Origin of the sequence: Streptomyces sp. NPDC020742 (assembly GCF_040641675.1) — a bacterium.
Taxonomy (GTDB): domain Bacteria; phylum Actinomycetota; class Actinomycetes; order Streptomycetales; family Streptomycetaceae; genus Streptomyces.
The window spans coordinates 403,149-418,984 of record NZ_JBFAEA010000004.1 but is presented as its reverse complement, the minus strand read 5'-3'; the positions used below and the strand labels follow the sequence as shown (position 1 = coordinate 418,984).

Here is a 15,836-nt window from a genome sequence, read left to right as displayed (position 1 = left end):
GCCACACATGGGACTTGAAGAGAAGCTGCCCAGCGGCTTTCTGCTGACCACTGTCGAGCAGGCCGCGGGATGGGTGCGCAAGTCATCGGTCTTCCCCGCGACCTTCGGGCTGGCCTGCTGCGCCATCGAGATGATGACGACCGGCGCCGGGCGCTACGACCTGGCCCGCTTCGGCATGGAGGTCTTCCGCGGCTCCCCGCGGCAGGCGGACCTGATGATCGTGGCCGGCCGGGTGAGCCAGAAGATGGCCCCCGTCCTGCGGCAGGTCTACGACCAGATGCCGAACCCGAAGTGGGTGATTTCCATGGGGGTTTGCGCCTCATCGGGCGGAATGTTCAATAACTATGCGATTGTCCAGGGCGTCGACCACATCGTCCCCGTCGACATCTACCTGCCGGGCTGTCCGCCGCGTCCCGAGATGCTGATGGACGCCATCCTCAAGCTCCACGACAAGATCCAGCACACCAAGCTCGGGGTCAATCAGCAGCAGGCCGCCCGCGAGGCCGAGGAAGCGGCGCTCAAGGCGCTCCCGCTGATCGAGATGAAGGGGCTGCTGCGGTGAGTGAGCAGAAGAACCCCGAGCGTTCCGGCGAGCCCGGCCCCGACGAGGCCGTCCCGGCGCAGCGCGACGACACCGGCGAGGTGATCGCCACCCGCCGCGGGATGTTCGGCGCCAACAACGGCGGCGACACCACCGGCTACGGCGGCCTGGTCCGGACCATCCGGCTGCCCGGTGCGTCCCAGCGGCCCTACGGGGGGCCGGGCGCCGAGGGGGGAGGCTTCGGCGACTTCGACGAGATCGCCGACGAGTTGGAGGGCGCCCTCGACGAACAGGGGCTGGTCCCCGAGCGGGTGATCGGCAAGACCGTCGTCGACCGCGGCGAGCTGACCTTCCACATCGAGCGGGAGTACCTGCCGGCCGTCGCCCGGATCCTGCGCGACGACCCGGCGCTGCGCTTCGAGCTGTGCACCGGCGTCAGCGGGGTGCACTTCCCCGGGGACAAGGGGCGCGAGCTGCACGCCGTCTACCACCTGCGCTCGATCACCCACAACCGGCTGATCCGGCTGGAGGTCTCCGCCCCGGACGCCGACCCGCACATCCCCTCGCTCGTGGGGGTCTACCCGACCAACGACTGGCACGAGCGCGAGACCTACGACTTCTTCGGTCTGGTCTTCGACGGCCACCCCGCACTGACCCGGATCATGATGCCCGACGACTGGCAGGGCTTCCCGCAGCGCAAGGACTACCCGCTCGGCGGCATCCCCGTCGAGTACAAGGGCGCCCAGATCCCGGCTCCCGACCAGCGGAGGTCGTACAGCTGATGACTACTGCACCGCACTCCCACTCGTCGAACGGGCACCGCACGTCGAGCGACTTCGACACGCAGGAGTCGCTGGCCCGCGACACCACCGAGGGGACGGTCTACAACGTCTCCGGCGGGGACTGGGACGAGATCGCCGCGGCCGCCGTCACCTCCGACGACGAGCGGATCATCGTCAACATGGGTCCGCAGCACCCCTCCACGCACGGTGTGCTGAGGCTGATCCTGGAGATCGACGGCGAGACCGTCACCGAGGCCCGCTGCGGCATCGGCTACCTCCACACCGGCATCGAGAAGAACCTCGAATACCGGACCTGGACGCAGGGGACCACCTTCGTCACGAGGATGGATTACCTCACCCCCTTCTTCAACGAAACGGCCTACTGCCTGGCCGTGGAGCAGCTGCTCGGCATCACCGACGACATCCCCGACCGGGCCTCGGTGATCCGCGTGATGCTGATGGAGCTCAACCGGCTCTCCTCGCACCTGGTGTGCATCGCCACCGGCGGGATGGAGCTGGGCGCCACCACGATCATGATCTACGGCTTCCGGGACCGTGAGCTGATCCTCGACCTCTACGAGCTGATCACCGGCCTGCGGATGAACCACGCCTACATCCGGCCCGGTGGTCTGGCCCAGGACCTGCCGCCGGGCGCCGTCGACCAGGTCCGCGCCTTCGTCAGGAAGATGCGTAAGAACCTCCCCGAGTACGACAAGCTCGCCACCGGCAACCCCGTCTTCAAGGGCCGCATGGAGGGCATCGGCTACCTGGACCTGGCCGGCTGTATGGCCACCGGCGCCACCGGCCCCATCCTCCGGGCCGCCGGGCTCCCGCACGACCTGCGCAAGACCCGGCCGTACTGCGGGTACCAGGACTACGAGTTCGACGTCCCGACCGCCGACACCTGCGACGCCTACGGCCGGTTCCTGATCCGGCTGGAGGAGATGCGGCAGTCGCTGCGGATCATCGACCAGTGCCTGGACCGGCTGGAGCCCGGCCCCGTGATGGTCGCGGACAAGAAGATCGCCTGGCCCGCGCAACTGGCCCTGGGCCCGGACGGTCTGGGCAACTCCCTCGACCACATCAAGAAGATCATGGGCACCTCGATGGAGGCCCTGATCCACCACTTCAAGCTGGTGACCGAGGGCTTCCGGGTGCCGCCCGGCCAGGCCTACGCGGCCGTCGAGTCCCCCAAGGGCGAACTCGGCGTGCATGTGGTCAGCGACGGCGGCACCCGCCCCTACCGGGTGCACTTCCGCGACCCGTCCTTCACCAACCTGCAGGCCATGGCGGCGATGTGCGAGGGCGGCCAGGTCGCCGACGTCATCGTCGCCGTCGCGTCCATCGACCCCGTGATGGGAGGCGTCGACCGGTGACCACTGTGTCTTCCCGGGGAGGAACCCCCGAACCCCCCACCGACCTGGGGATGCCCGCGCTGCCCGCCCCCGACTACCCGGCGGACGTACGCGCCCGGCTGGAGGCGGACGCCCGGGAGGTGATCGGCCGCTACCCGGGGGCCCGCTCGGCGCTGCTGCCGCTGCTGCATCTGGTCCAGGCCGAGGAGGGGCACATCACCCGTACCGGCATCCGCTTCTGCGCCGACCTGCTCGACCTCACCACCGCCGAGGTCACCGCCGTCTCGACCTTCTACTCCATGTACCGCCGCCGGCCCAGCGGCGACTACCAGGTCGGGGTGTGCACCAACACCCTGTGCGCGGTGATGGGCGGCGACGCGATCTTCGAGGAGCTCAAGGAGCACCTCGGCGTCGACAACGGGCAGACCACCGACGACGGCAAGGTCACCCTCGAACACATCGAGTGCAACGCGGCCTGCGACTTCGCCCCGGTCGTGATGGTCAACTGGGAGTTCTTCGACAACCAGACGCCCGCCTCGGCCCGGCGGCTCGTCGACGACCTGCGGGCCGGCCGCACCGTCGAACCCACCCGCGGCGCCCCGCTGTGCACGTTCAAGGAGACCGCGCGGATGCTCGCCGGCTTCCCCGACGAGCGGCCCGGCGCCGTCGAGGCCACCGGAGGCGCCGGCCCCGCCTCCCTGGTCGGGCTGCGCCTGGCCAAGGGGGAGGCCGTCCCCGGACGCGGCGCCGACCACGTCGTCGCCCCACGCAGCACCGCCGACGGCCCGGCCCCCGGACCGGCCGCCGAGCAGTCCCCGTCCGGGCGCCCCACCGGCCAGGCGCCCGAAGGACATCCGAGTTCGCACGACGCCCCGCAGCAGACCTCGGCCTCCGACGACCACCATCCGGCCGGGCCCACCGCAGAGGAGGGGGAGTGATGACCGTGGCAGCCGATTACGGGGGCGCCTCCCGGCCGCAGACCGGGGGAGAGGCGAGCCCCGAAAAGCTCCTCACCCCCGTCCTGTCCGCCTTCTGGGACCAGCCCGAATCCTGGACGCTGGAGACCTACCGCCGGCACGAGGGCTACGAGGGCCTGCGCAAGGCGCTCGCCATGCCCCCCGACGACGTGATCGCCTACGTCAAGGACTCCGGGCTGCGCGGCCGCGGCGGCGCGGGCTTCCCCACCGGAATGAAGTGGCAGTTCATCCCCCAGGGCGACGGCAAACCGCACTACCTCGTCGTCAACGCCGACGAATCGGAGCCCGGGACCTGCAAGGACATCCCGCTGCTCTTCGCCAACCCGCACTCGCTCATCGAGGGCATCGTGATCGCCTGCCATGCGATCCGGTCGAACCACGCCTTCATCTACCTGCGTGGTGAGGTCGTCCCCGTCCTGCGCCGGCTGCACGAGGCCGTGCGCGAGGCCTACGCGGCGGGCTTCCTCGGGAAGAACATCCTCGGGTCCGGACTCGACCTGGACGTGATCGTGCACGCCGGCGCCGGCGCGTACATCTGCGGTGAGGAAACCGCGCTGCTGGACTCCCTGGAGGGCCGTCGCGGACAGCCCCGGCTGCGTCCTCCCTTCCCCGCGGTGGCCGGCCTCTACGCCTGCCCCACTGTCGTCAACAACGTCGAATCCATCGCGTCGGTTCCCGCCCTCATCAACCGGGGCAAGGACTGGTTCCGGTCGATGGGCAGCGAGAAGTCCCCGGGCTTCACGCTGTACTCGCTCAGCGGCCACGTCGCCAACCCCGGCCAGTACGAGGCCCCGTTGGGCATCACCCTGCGCCAGCTGCTCGACATGAGCGGCGGGATGCGCCCCGGCCACCGGCTGAAGTTCTGGACCCCGGGCGGCTCCTCGACACCGATGTTCACCGACGAACACCTCGACGTCCCCCTCGACTACGAGGGCGTCGGCGCGGCCGGCTCGATGCTCGGCACCAAGGCGCTGCAGTGCTTCGACGAGACCACCTGCGTGGTGCGGGCGGTCACCCGCTGGACCGAGTTCTACGCCCACGAGTCGTGCGGCAAGTGCACGCCCTGCCGCGAAGGGACGTACTGGCTGGTGCAGTTGCTGCGGGACATCGAAGCAGGCCGCGGCCGGCCCGGCGACCTCGACAAGATCGACGACATCGCCGACAACATCAACGGCAAGTCCTTCTGCGCCCTCGGCGACGGCGCCGCCTCGCCGATCTTCTCCTCGCTGAAGTACTTCCGCGAGGAGTACGAGCAACACCTCTCCGGCCGGGGCTGCCCCTTCGACCCCGCCCGGTCGACCCTCTGGGCCGACAACGACGCCCACCTGGGGGTGCACGCATGACCGTCACGACCACGGGGCAGAACAACGGCTCCGCCGCGGTCCCCCCGGAGGACCTCGTCACCCTGACGATCGACGGCATCGAGATCTCCGTCCCCAAGGGAACGCTGGTCATCCGCGCCGCCGAGATGCTCGGCATCGAGATCCCGCGCTTCTGCGACCACCCGCTGCTGGACCCGGCGGGCGCCTGCCGGCAGTGCATCGTCGAGGTCGAGGGCCAGCGCAAGCCGATGGCCTCCTGCACCATCACCTGCACCGACGGCATGGTCGTCCGGTCGCAGCTCACCTCCCCGGTGGCCGAGAAGGCCCAGCGCGGGGTGATGGAGCTGCTGCTGATCAACCACCCGCTGGACTGCCCGGTCTGCGACAAGGGCGGCGAGTGCCCGCTGCAGAACCAGGCCATGCAGGTCGGCGACCCCGAGTCGCGCTTCGAGGGCAGGAAACGCACCTTCACCAAGCCGGTGCCGATCTCCACCCAGGTGCTGCTGGACCGCGAACGCTGCGTGCTGTGCGCCCGCTGCACCCGCTTCAGCAACCAGATCGCCGGCGACCCCATGATCGAGCTGGTCGAGCGGGGCGCCCTGCAGCAGGTCGGCACCGGCGAGGGCGACCCCTTCGAGTCGTACTTCTCCGGCAACACCATCCAGATCTGCCCGGTCGGCGCGCTCACCTCCGCCGCCTACCGCTTCCGCTCCCGCCCCTTCGACCTGGTCTCCTCGCCGTCGGTGTGCGAGCACTGCGCGGGCGGCTGCGCGACCCGCACCGACCACCGGCGCGGCAAGGTCATGCGCCGGCTCGCCGCCAACGACCCCGAGGTCAACGAGGAGTGGATCTGCGACAAGGGACGGTTCGCGTTCCGCTACGCCCAGCAGCGCGACCGGCTGGAGCACCCGCTGGTCCGCGACCGCGAGTCCGGTGAACTGGAGCCGGCGAGCTGGCCGGAGGCGCTGGCGGCAGCGGCCCGGGGGCTGGCCGCGGCGCACGGCCGCACCGGGGTGCTGACCGGCGGCCGGCTCACCGTCGAGGACGCCTACGCCTACGCCAAGTTCGCCCGGGTCGCGCTGGGCACCCACGACATCGACTGCCGGGCCCGGGTGCACAGCGCCGAGGAGGCCGAGTTCCTGGCCGCCCGGGTCGCCGGCCGCGGCGTGGACCTGGACGCCACGGGCGTCAGCTACACCACCCTGGAGCAGGCGCCGGCCGTCCTGTTGGCCGGCATCGAGGCCGAGGAGGAGGCACCGGGGATCTTCCTGCGGCTCCGCAAGGCGCACCGCAAGCACGGGCAGCGCACCTACGGGCTGGCCTCGCACGCCTCCCGCGGCCTGATCAAGGCCGGCGGGACGCTGCTGGCGGCGGCCCCCGGCACCGAGACCGAATGGCTGGACGCGCTGGCCGGCGGCGTCGGCCTACAGGGCGAGGGGCACACCGCGGCCGAGGCGCTGCGCGCGGACGGCGCGGTGATCGTCGTCGGTGAGCGGCTGGCGGCCGTGCCCGGGGCGCTGACCGCCGCGGTCCGCGCCGCCACCGCCACCGGGGCCCGCCTGGTGTGGATCCCGCGGCGGGCCGGCGAACGCGGCGCCGTCGAGGCGGGCGCGCTGCCAGGTCTGCTGCCCGGCGGCCGGCCGGTCACCGACCCCCGGGCCCGCGACGAGGTCGCCGCGGCCTGGGGCGTGGCCGCGCTGCCGCAACGCCACGGCCGGGACACCAGCGGGATCATCGAGGCCGCGGCGACCGGCGAACTCGGCGCGCTCCTGGTGGCCGGCGTCGAGGTCGCCGACCTCCCCGACCCGGCCCGGGCGCTGGCGGCCCTGGACGAGGTCGGGTTCCTGGTCAGCCTGGAGCTGCGGCCCTCGCAGGTCACCGACCGGGCCGATGTGGTGCTCCCGGTGGCGGCCGTCGTGGAGAAGTCCGGCACGTTCCTCAACTGGGAGGGCCGGGCCCGGCTGTTCGAGGCGGCGCTCAAACCGGACCAGATGACCCGCCGGCAGCTCCAGCCCGACTCCCGGGTGCTGAACATGCTCGCGGACGCCATGGACGTCCACCTGGGCCTGCCGGACATCCCCTCGGTACGCCGCGAGGTGGACCGGCTCGGCGGCTGGGACGGCCCGCGCGCCGGCGACCCCCTGGAGACGGGGCGCGGGCTGCCCCGCCCGGACACCGGGGAGGCCGTGCTCGCCGGGCACCGGCTCCTCCTGGACCAGGGTGCGCTCCAGGAAGGCGACGAGGCACTGGCCGGCACCCGGCACGCCGCCGTCGCCCGGGTGTCGCCGGCCACCGCCGAGGAGACCGGCGTCAAGGACGGCGACCTGCTGGCGGTCACCGGGCCGGCCGGCTCGGTCCGGCTGCCGCTGCAGGTCACGCCGATGCCCGACCGGGTGGTGTGGCTGCCGCTCAACTCGCGCGGCGGTGGTGTCGCCGCCGACACCGGGGCGCGCCCCGGTGAACTGGTGAAGATCTCCGCCGTTCCGGGCGCGCCGGAGCCGGCCGAGGAGGTGGACGCATGATGCAGCTCGGTCAACTGGCCACCGCGCACACCGCGCTGGCCCAGGAGGACCTGTCGATGTTCGGCCGCGACCCGTGGTGGCTGGTCCTCATCAAGGCGGTCTTCTGCTTCGCGTTCCTGATGCTGACGGTGCTGTTCTCCATCGTCTGGGAGCGCAAGGTCGTCGCGTGGATGCAGCTGCGCATCGGCCCCAACCGGCACGGGCCCTGGGGGATGCTCCAGTCGCTGGCCGACGGCATCAAGCTGATGCTGAAGGAGGACCTGATCGTCAAGCGGGCCGACAAGGCGGTCTACGTCCTCGCGCCGGTCGTCGCGGCCATCCCGGCCTTCATGGCGATCGCGGTGATCCCCTTCGGGCCGGCCGACAACGAGGTCTCCATCTTCGGCGTCCGCACCCCGATGCAGCTGACCGACCTGCCGATCGGCATCCTCTACGTCCTGGCCACCGCCTCCGTCGGCATCTACGGCATCGTGCTGGCGGGCTGGTCGTCCGGCTCGACCTACCCGCTGCTCGGCGGGCTCCGCTCGTGCGCGCAGATGATCTCGTACGAGATCGCGATGGGCGCCGCGTTCGCCTCGGTCTTCCTCTACTCCGGGTCGATGTCGACGTCGACGATCGTGGAGTCCCAGCAGAACCGCTGGTACGTGCTGCTGCTGCCGGTGTCCTTCCTGATCTACATCGCGACGATGGTCGGGGAGACCAACCGGGCGCCGTTCGACATGCCGGAGTCCGAGGGCGACCTGGTCGGCGGCTTCAACACCGAGTACTCCTCCATCAAGTTCGCGATGTTCATGCTCGCCGAGTACGTGAACATGGTGACGGTCTCGGCGGTCGCCACCACGCTCTTCCTGGGCGGCTGGCGGGCCCCGTACCCGATCTCCTCGTTCTGGGAGGGCGCCAACCACGGCTGGTGGCCGATGCTGTGGTTCACGATCAAGGTGCAGCTGCTGCTGTTCTTCTTCATCTGGCTGCGCGGCACCCTCCCGCGGGTGCGCTACGACCAGCTGATGAAGCTGGGCTGGAAGGTCCTCATCCCGGTCTCGCTGGTCTGGCTGCTGCTCGTCGCCACCGTCCGGGCGCTGAAGAACGAGGGCTACGACTTCTCGCAGATCGTGCTGTACGTCGCCGGTGGTGCGGTCGTGCTGCTCCTGCTCTCCCTCCTCGTGGACTTCTTCCGGCGCGGTGAGGCCGAGGAGGAGACCGACGGCGACGGGGCGGCCTTCGACCCCATGGCCGGCGGATTCCCCGTGCCGCCGCTGCCCGGGCAGAGCCTGCCGCCGGTGCCGCGCCGACGGCCGCGCCGGGACCGGGAGTTGATTGTCAGTGGCCGGGTGGACACTGTCAGTGACGGAAATGAGACCGACGGAAAGGGGGGCGACGGTGCCTGAGTTCCAGAACCCCGTGGCCGGCTTCGGCGTGACCTTCAAGGCCATGTTCAAGAAGCGGCTGACCGAGCAGTACCCGGAGGAGAAGAAGCCGACGGCGCCGCGCTTCCACGGCCGGCACCAGCTCAACCGCCATCCGGACGGGCTGGAGAAGTGCATCGGCTGCGAGCTGTGCGCCTGGGCCTGCCCCGCGGACGCCATCTACGTCGAGGGCGCGGACAACACCGACGAGGAGCGCTACTCCCCGGGCGAGCGGTACGGCCGCGTCTACCAGATCAACTATCTGCGCTGCATCCTGTGCGGCCTGTGCGTCGAGGCCTGCCCGACCCGCGCGCTCACCATGACCAACGAGTACGAACTCGCCGACCGGTCCCGCACCTCGCTCATCTACACCAAGGAGGAGCTGCTCGCGGGCCTGGAGGACCGGATGGTCGACACCCCGCACGCGATCTTCCCCGGGATGACGGAGAAGGACTACTACAACGGGCTGGTGACCGAGGCCGCGCCCGGCACGGTCCGCCAGGTCGCCGACTCCAAGGGCGAACACCCCAACGACGAGGGGGTGGGGGCGTGATGAGCCTCGCCGCAGCGGCCTCCACCGGCGAGGCCGTGCAGTTCTGGATCCTGGGCACCGTCGCCGTGCTCGGGGCGCTGTGCACCATCCTGATGAAGCGGGCCGTGCACAGCGCCCTCTCCCTCGCCGGCACCATGATCGTCCTGGCGGTGTTCTACCTCGCCAACGGCGCGTACTTCCTCGGCGTGGTGCAGATCGTGGTCTACACCGGCGCGATCATGATGCTGTTCCTCTTCGTCGTCATGCTGGTCGGCGTCACGGCCGCGGACTCCCTGAAGGAGACGCTCAAGGGGCAGCGCTGGCTGGCCGCCGGAATGGGCCTCGGCTTCGGCATCCTGCTGATCGCCGGCATCGCCAACGCCTCGCTCAAGGAGTTCAACGGCCTGGGCGAAGCCAACGCCGGCGGCAACGTCCAGGGCCTGGCCGCCCTCATCTTCACCAAGTACGTCTTCGCCTTCGAGATCACCGGCGCACTGCTGATCACCGCGGCGGTCGGCGCGATGGTGCTCACCCACCGGGAGCGCACCGCGCGCGCCCGGTCCCAGCGTGAGCAGTCCGAGGCGCGGATCCGCGAGGGCAAGCAGGTGCCGCCGCTGCCGGCGCCCGGCGTCTACGCCCGGCACAACGCCGTCGACATCCCCGGCCTGCTGCCCGACGGCACCCCGTCCGAGCTGACCGTCAGCCCCACCCTGCGGGAGCGCGGCCAGATCCGCGATGTCTCGGGCGAGTCGCTCGCCGAACTGAAGGCCCTGGAACGGCGGACCGAGGACTGGCTGGGGCGGGAGACCGCCGAGGAGCCCCGGCCGTCGTCGTCCGGCGGCCCGGCGCCGACCGAGCACAAGGAGGAGGCGAAGAAGTGAACCCGGTCAACTACCTCTATCTCGCCGCCCTGTTGTTCACCATCGGCGCGGCCGGCGTCCTGATCAGGCGGAACGCCATCGTGGTGTTCATGTGCATCGAGCTGATGCTCAACGCCTGCAATCTCGCCTTCGTCACCTTCTCGCGGATGCACGGCAATCTCGACGGCCAGATCATCGCCTTCTTCACGATGGTCGTCGCCGCGGCCGAGGTCGTGGTCGGCCTGGCGATCATCGTGTCGATCTTCCGCACCCGTCATACGGCCTCGGTCGACGACGCCAGCCTGATGAAGCTGTAAGGGGTCGCACAAAGTGGAGAACTTGATCGCGCTGCTCATCGCGGCACCGCTGGTCGGTGCGGCCCTGCTGTTGTGCGGCGGAAAACGCTTCGACCGCACCGGCCACTGGATCGGCACCCTCTTCGCGGTGGCGTCCTTCGCCCTCGGAGTGGTGCTCTTCGTCGACATGCTCGGCAAGAGCCCCGAACACCGCGCCCTGCACCAGTACCTGTACAGCTGGATCCCGGTGGGCGGCTTCCGCGCCGACGTCGCCTTCCAGCTCGACCAGCTGTCGATGACCTTCGTCCTGCTGATCACGGGTGTCGGGTCGCTGATCCACATCTACTCCATCGGCTACATGGAGCACGACGAGCGGCGCCGCCGCTTCTTCGGCTACCTCAACCTCTTCCTCGCGGCGATGCTGCTCCTCGTCCTCGCCGACAACTACCTGCTGCTGTACGTCGGCTGGGAGGGCGTCGGCCTCGCCTCGTACCTCCTGATCGGGTTCTGGCAGCACAAGCCCAGCGCGGCCACCGCCGCCAAGAAGGCGTTCCTGGTCAACCGCGTCGGCGACATGGGCCTGTCCATCGCGGTCATGCTGATGTTCACCACCTTCGGGACGTTCGCCTTCGGCCCGGTGCTCACCTCCACCGGCGACGCCTCCGAGGGCAGGCTGACCTTCCTCGGGCTGATGCTGCTGCTGGCCGCGTGCGGCAAGTCGGCCCAGGTGCCGCTGCAGTCCTGGCTCGGTGACGCCATGGAGGGCCCGACCCCGGTCTCCGCCCTGATCCACGCCGCCACCATGGTCACCGCCGGCGTCTACCTCATCACCCGCTCCGGAGCGATCTTCAACGCCGCACCGGACGCCCAACTGGCGGTCGTCGTGGTCGGCGCGGTCACCCTCCTCTTCGGTGCGATCGTCGGTTGCGCCAAGGACGACATCAAGAAGGCGCTGGCCGGCTCGACCATGTCGCAGATCGGCTACATGGTGCTGGCCGCCGGCCTCGGCCCGATCGGCTACGCCTTCGCGATCATGCACCTGGTCACCCACGGCTTCTTCAAGGCGGGCCTCTTCCTCGGCGCCGGCTCCGTGATGCACGGGATGAACGACGAGGTGGACATGCGCCGCTACGGCGGCCTGCGGAAGTACATGCCGGTCACCTTCCTCACCTTCGGCCTCGGCTACCTCGCCATCATCGGCTTCCCCGGCCTGTCCGGCTTCTTCTCCAAGGACAAGATCATCGAAGCGGCGTTCGCCAAGGGCGGCACCGAGGGCTGGATCCTCGGCGGCGCCGCCCTGCTCGGCGCCGCGATCACCGCGTTCTACATGACCCGCGTGATGCTGATGACCTTCTTCGGCGAGAAGCGCTGGGACCCGGAGACGACCCACCCGCACGAGTCGCCGAAGATCATGACGCTCCCGATGGTCGTGCTGGCCTTCGGATCGGTCTTCGCCGGCGGGCTGTTCAGCTTCAACGAATCCTTTGTGACCTGGCTGGAGCCGGTCACCTCGTTCGCCCACGGCCACTCCCCGGTCAGCGCCACCACCGTCACCGCCGCCACCCTCGTCGTCCTGCTCCTCGGCGTCGGCGTCGCCTGGGCGATGTACGGCCGCAAACCCGTCCCGGCACTCGCCCCGCGCGGCTCGCTGCTCACCCGCGCCGCCCGCCGCGACCTGCTGCAGGACGACTTCAACCACGTCGTCTTCGTCCGCGGCGGCGAACAGCTCACCACCACGCTCGTCCAACTCGACCGCTCCCTGGTGGACGGCGCGGTCAACGGCACAGCGGCCTCCATGGGCGGACTCTCCGGCCTGCTGCGCCAGTTGCAGAGCGGGTTCGTCCGCTCCTATGCGGTCCAGATGCTGGGCGGGGCCGCCGTTCTCGTCGCCGCGACCCTGCTGATGAGGGGTGTCTGAGCCATGTCGTTTCCCCTGTTGACGGCAACGGCCGTGGCCCCGGCGATCGGCGCGATCGCCACCGCCGCGCTGCCCGCCGCCAAGCGCACCGCGGCCAAATGGCTCGCGCTGCTCTTCTCCCTGATCACGCTCGCCCTGGCCCTGCTCATCGCCGCCCGGTTCGACCCCGGGGCCACCGGCCCCTTCCAGCTCACCGAATCACACACCTGGATCCCGGACTTCGGCGTCCGCTACGAACTCGGCGTGGACGGCATCGCGGTCGCCCTGATCGCGCTGACCACCCTGCTGATCCCCTTCATCATCCTGGCCGGCTGGCACGACGCCGACCCCCTGGAGGAGGAGACCCCCAACCGGCGCTGGCGGCCCACCCAGGGCTTCTTCGCGCTGATCCTCGCCGTCGAGGCCATGGTGGTGCTCTCCTTCGAGGCCACCGACGTCTTCCTCTTCTACATCTTCTTCGAAGCCATGCTGATCCCGATGTACTTCCTCATCGGCGGCTTCGGGGACCGGGCCGCGCAGGACGGCGAGGAGGAGGCCGCCGGCCGGCGCTCGTACGCCGCGGTGAAGTTCCTGCTCTACAACCTCGCCGGCGGCCTGATCATGCTCGCCGCGGTGATCGGGCTGTACGCCGTCACCGCTGACCAGCTCGGCACCGGCACCTTCTCGCTCCAGCAGATCGTCGAGGCCCGTGCCGCCGGCAAACTCGACCTCGCCACCGGCACCGAACGGCTGCTCTTCCTCGGCTTCTTCTTCGCCTTCGCGGTCAAGGCGCCGCTGTGGCCGCTGCACACCTGGCTGCCCGGCGCCATGGGCGAGTCGACTGCACCGGTCGCCGTACTGATCACCGCGGTGGTCGACAAGGTCGGCACCTTCGCGATGCTCCGCTTCTGCCTCCAGCTCTTCCCGGAGGCCAGCAGCTGGGCCACCCCCGTCATCCTCGTCCTCGCCCTGATCAGCATCGTCTACGGCGCGCTGCTCGCGGTCGCCCAACGGGACATCAAACGCCTGGTCGCCTACGCCTCGATCTCCCACTTCGGCTTCATCATCCTGGGCATCTTCGCCATGACGTCCCAGGGCCAGGGCGGCGCCACCCTCTACATGGTCAACCACGGCATCTCGACCGCCGCGCTGATGCTGGTGGCCGGCTTCCTGATCAGCCGCCGCGGCTCGCGGATGATCGCCGACTTCGGCGGCGTCCAGAAGGTCGCCCCGGTCCTCGCCGGCACCTTCCTCATCGGCGGTCTGGCCACCCTGTCACTGCCCGGCCTGGCGCCGTTCGTCAGCGAATTCCTCGTCCTGGTCGGCACCTTCACCCGCTACCCGGCGGTCGGCATCATCGCCACCCTCGGCATCGTGCTCGCCGCGCTCTACGTCCTGGTGCTCTACCAGCGGACGATGACCGGCCCGGTGAAGGCCGAGGTGCGGAGCATGCCCGACCTCAGGGTCCGGGAGCTGGTGGTGGTGGCGCCGCTGATCGCGCTGCTGCTCTTCCTCGGGGTGTACCCCAAGCCGCTCACCGACATCGTCAACCCGGCGGTCCAACACACCCTGTCCGTCGTCGACAAGAAGGACCCCAAGCCCACTGTGCAGGTGAACGCCGTGCCCGGTGAAGGCCGGCCCGGCCACGCCGCCAACGACCAAGACGGGGAGGCCGCGAAGTGAGTTCCGTGGCAAGTGTCCACAGCCTGTGGACGGTGGCGGCCGGCGCACCGGGCAAGATCCCGGGGCCGCACATCGAGTACGCCCAGCTCTCGCCGACGCTGATCGTCCTCGGCGCGGCCGTGCTCGGCATCCTCATCGAGGCGTGTGTGCCACGCCGCCACCGCTACTACTCCCAGCTGCTGCTGTCCCTGGTCGCGCTGGCCGCCGCGTTCGCCGCGGTGATCGGCCTGGCGGCCGGCGGCTTCGGCACGTCCAAGGCGCACATCGCCGCGATGGGCGCCATCGCCGTCGACGGCCCCGCGCTCTTCCTGCAGGGCACGATCCTGCTGGTGTCGCTGATCGCCGTCTTCACCTTCGCCGAACGGCGGCTCGACCCCGCGGCACACGGCAACCGTGTGGACTCCTTCGCCGCCCAGGCCGCCGCCGTACCCGGAAGCGCCGCCGAACAGGCCGCGGTCAAGGCCGGATTCACCACCACCGAGGTCTTCCCGATCGTGCTCTTCGCGGTCGGCGGGATGCTGGTGTTCCCGGCCGCCAACGACCTGCTGACGCTCTTCGTCGCCCTGGAGGTCTTCTCCCTCCCGCTGTACATCCTGTGCGCGCTCGCCCGCCGCCAGCGGCTGCTCTCCCAGGAGTCCGCGGTCAAGTACTTCCTCCTCGGTGCCTTCTCCTCCGCGTTCCTGCTGTTCGGTGTGGCGCTGCTGTACGGCTACGCCGGCACCGTGACGTACGCCGGGATCGCCGAGGTGGTCTCGGACGGTGCCAAGCAGATCGATCCGGCGCTGGCCGGCTCGATGGGCAATGACGCGCTGCTGCTGATCGGCGCGGCGCTGGTGCTGATGGGGCTGCTGTTCAAGGTCGGCGCGGTCCCGTTCCACATGTGGACCCCGGACGTCTACCAAGGGGCCCCCACCCCGGTCACCGGCTTCATGGCCGCCGCCACCAAGGTCGCCGCGTTCGGTGCGCTGCTGCGGCTGCTCTACGTCGTGCTGCCGGGGATGCGCTGGGACTGGCGGCCGGTGATGTGGGGCGTCGCCATCCTCACCATGCTGGGCGGCGCGATCATCGCCATCACCCAGACCGACATCAAGCGGCTGCTGGCCTACTCCTCCATCGCCCACGCCGGCTTCATCCTCGCCGGTGTGATCGCCACCAGCGAGGACGGCATCTCCTCGGTCCTCTTCTACCTGGGCGCCTACTCCTTTGTGACGCTCGGCGCGTTCGCCGTCATCACCCTGGTGCGGGACGCCGGCGGCGAAGCCACCCAGCTGTCCAAATGGGCCGGCCTCGGCCGACGTTCCCCCCTGGTGGCCGCGGTATTCGCGATCTTCCTGCTGGCCTTCGCGGGCATTCCGCTGACGTCCGGGTTCGCCGGGAAGTTCGCGGTCTTCAAGGCCGCCGCACAGAGCGGCGCCGGCTGGCTGGTGGTGATCGGTGTGCTCTCGTCCGCCATCGCCGCGTTCTTCTACATCCGGGTCATCGTCCTGATGTTCTTCAACGAGCCCAAGGTGGACGGCCCGACCGTCGCGGTGCCGAGCCCACTGACCACCACGGCCATCGCCATCGGCGTCACGGCCACCCTGGTGCTCGGCCTGGCGCCGCAGTACTTCCTCGAACTGGCCGGACAGGCCGGGACCTTCGTGCGCTGAACCGCCGGGCCACG

13 protein-coding genes are annotated in these 15,836 nt (G+C 70.2%); all 13 read left to right on the top strand.

Annotated features, from left to right (window positions below; all coding sequences use genetic code 11):
- Positions 1-7 precede the first annotated feature (7 nt).
- The 13 genes from AB0G84_RS11310 to nuoN are packed head-to-tail and all read left to right on the top strand — an operon-like array spanning position 8 to position 15,822.
- Positions 8-562: an NADH-quinone oxidoreductase subunit B gene (locus AB0G84_RS11310; RefSeq protein WP_030416193.1), complete on the top strand. Its 555-nt coding sequence runs from the start codon at positions 8-10 to the stop codon at positions 560-562.
- Positions 559-1,323: an NADH-quinone oxidoreductase subunit C gene (locus AB0G84_RS11305; RefSeq protein WP_361318501.1), complete on the top strand. Its 765-nt coding sequence runs from the start codon at positions 559-561 to the stop codon at positions 1,321-1,323. Before AB0G84_RS11310 ends, AB0G84_RS11305 begins: the two co-directional genes overlap by 4 nt.
- Positions 1,323-2,699 (top strand): NADH-quinone oxidoreductase subunit D, encoded by a 1,377-nt coding sequence (locus tag AB0G84_RS11300; RefSeq protein WP_361318499.1) that lies wholly within the window; start codon positions 1,323-1,325, stop codon positions 2,697-2,699. Before AB0G84_RS11305 ends, AB0G84_RS11300 begins: the two co-directional genes overlap by 1 nt.
- 50 nt (positions 2,700-2,749) lie before the next feature.
- Positions 2,750-3,616, top strand: coding sequence for an NADH-quinone oxidoreductase subunit NuoE (nuoE, locus tag AB0G84_RS11295; protein WP_361318593.1), 867 nt, complete (start codon positions 2,750-2,752; stop codon positions 3,614-3,616).
- A complete protein-coding gene (nuoF, locus tag AB0G84_RS11290; protein ID WP_361318497.1) occupies positions 3,616-4,998 on the top strand; it encodes an NADH-quinone oxidoreductase subunit NuoF in 1,383 nt (460 codons plus the stop codon). The genes nuoE and nuoF overlap by 1 nt, the downstream gene beginning before the upstream one ends.
- Positions 4,995-7,499, top strand: a complete 2,505-nt coding sequence (locus tag AB0G84_RS11285; RefSeq protein WP_361318495.1) for an NADH-quinone oxidoreductase subunit G — start codon at positions 4,995-4,997, stop codon at positions 7,497-7,499. The genes nuoF and AB0G84_RS11285 overlap by 4 nt, the downstream gene beginning before the upstream one ends.
- Complete coding sequence (gene nuoH / locus AB0G84_RS11280) at positions 7,499-8,887, top strand: NADH-quinone oxidoreductase subunit NuoH (protein WP_361318591.1); 1,389 nt, start codon at positions 7,499-7,501, stop codon at positions 8,885-8,887. The genes AB0G84_RS11285 and nuoH overlap by 1 nt, the downstream gene beginning before the upstream one ends.
- Positions 8,880-9,458 (top strand): NADH-quinone oxidoreductase subunit NuoI, encoded by a 579-nt coding sequence (gene nuoI, locus AB0G84_RS11275; protein WP_361318493.1) that lies wholly within the window; start codon positions 8,880-8,882, stop codon positions 9,456-9,458. Before nuoH ends, nuoI begins: the two co-directional genes overlap by 8 nt.
- Positions 9,455-10,318 (top strand): NADH-quinone oxidoreductase subunit J, encoded by an 864-nt coding sequence (locus AB0G84_RS11270; RefSeq protein ID WP_361318491.1) that lies wholly within the window; start codon positions 9,455-9,457, stop codon positions 10,316-10,318. The genes nuoI and AB0G84_RS11270 overlap by 4 nt, the downstream gene beginning before the upstream one ends.
- Positions 10,315-10,614 (top strand): NADH-quinone oxidoreductase subunit NuoK, encoded by a 300-nt coding sequence (gene nuoK / locus AB0G84_RS11265; RefSeq protein ID WP_006604821.1) that lies wholly within the window; start codon positions 10,315-10,317, stop codon positions 10,612-10,614. The genes AB0G84_RS11270 and nuoK overlap by 4 nt, the downstream gene beginning before the upstream one ends.
- A gap of 13 nt (positions 10,615-10,627) precedes the next feature.
- A complete protein-coding gene (nuoL, locus tag AB0G84_RS11260; protein ID WP_361318488.1) occupies positions 10,628-12,511 on the top strand; it encodes an NADH-quinone oxidoreductase subunit L in 1,884 nt (627 codons plus the stop codon).
- A gap of 3 nt (positions 12,512-12,514) precedes the next feature.
- The gene (locus AB0G84_RS11255; RefSeq protein WP_361318486.1) at positions 12,515-14,173 is read left to right on the top strand and encodes an NADH-quinone oxidoreductase subunit M; all 1,659 of its coding nucleotides are present in this window, start codon (positions 12,515-12,517) and stop codon (positions 14,171-14,173) included.
- A complete protein-coding gene (gene nuoN / locus AB0G84_RS11250; RefSeq protein WP_361318484.1) occupies positions 14,170-15,822 on the top strand; it encodes an NADH-quinone oxidoreductase subunit NuoN in 1,653 nt (550 codons plus the stop codon). The genes AB0G84_RS11255 and nuoN overlap by 4 nt, the downstream gene beginning before the upstream one ends.
- Positions 15,823-15,836 lie beyond the last annotated feature (14 nt).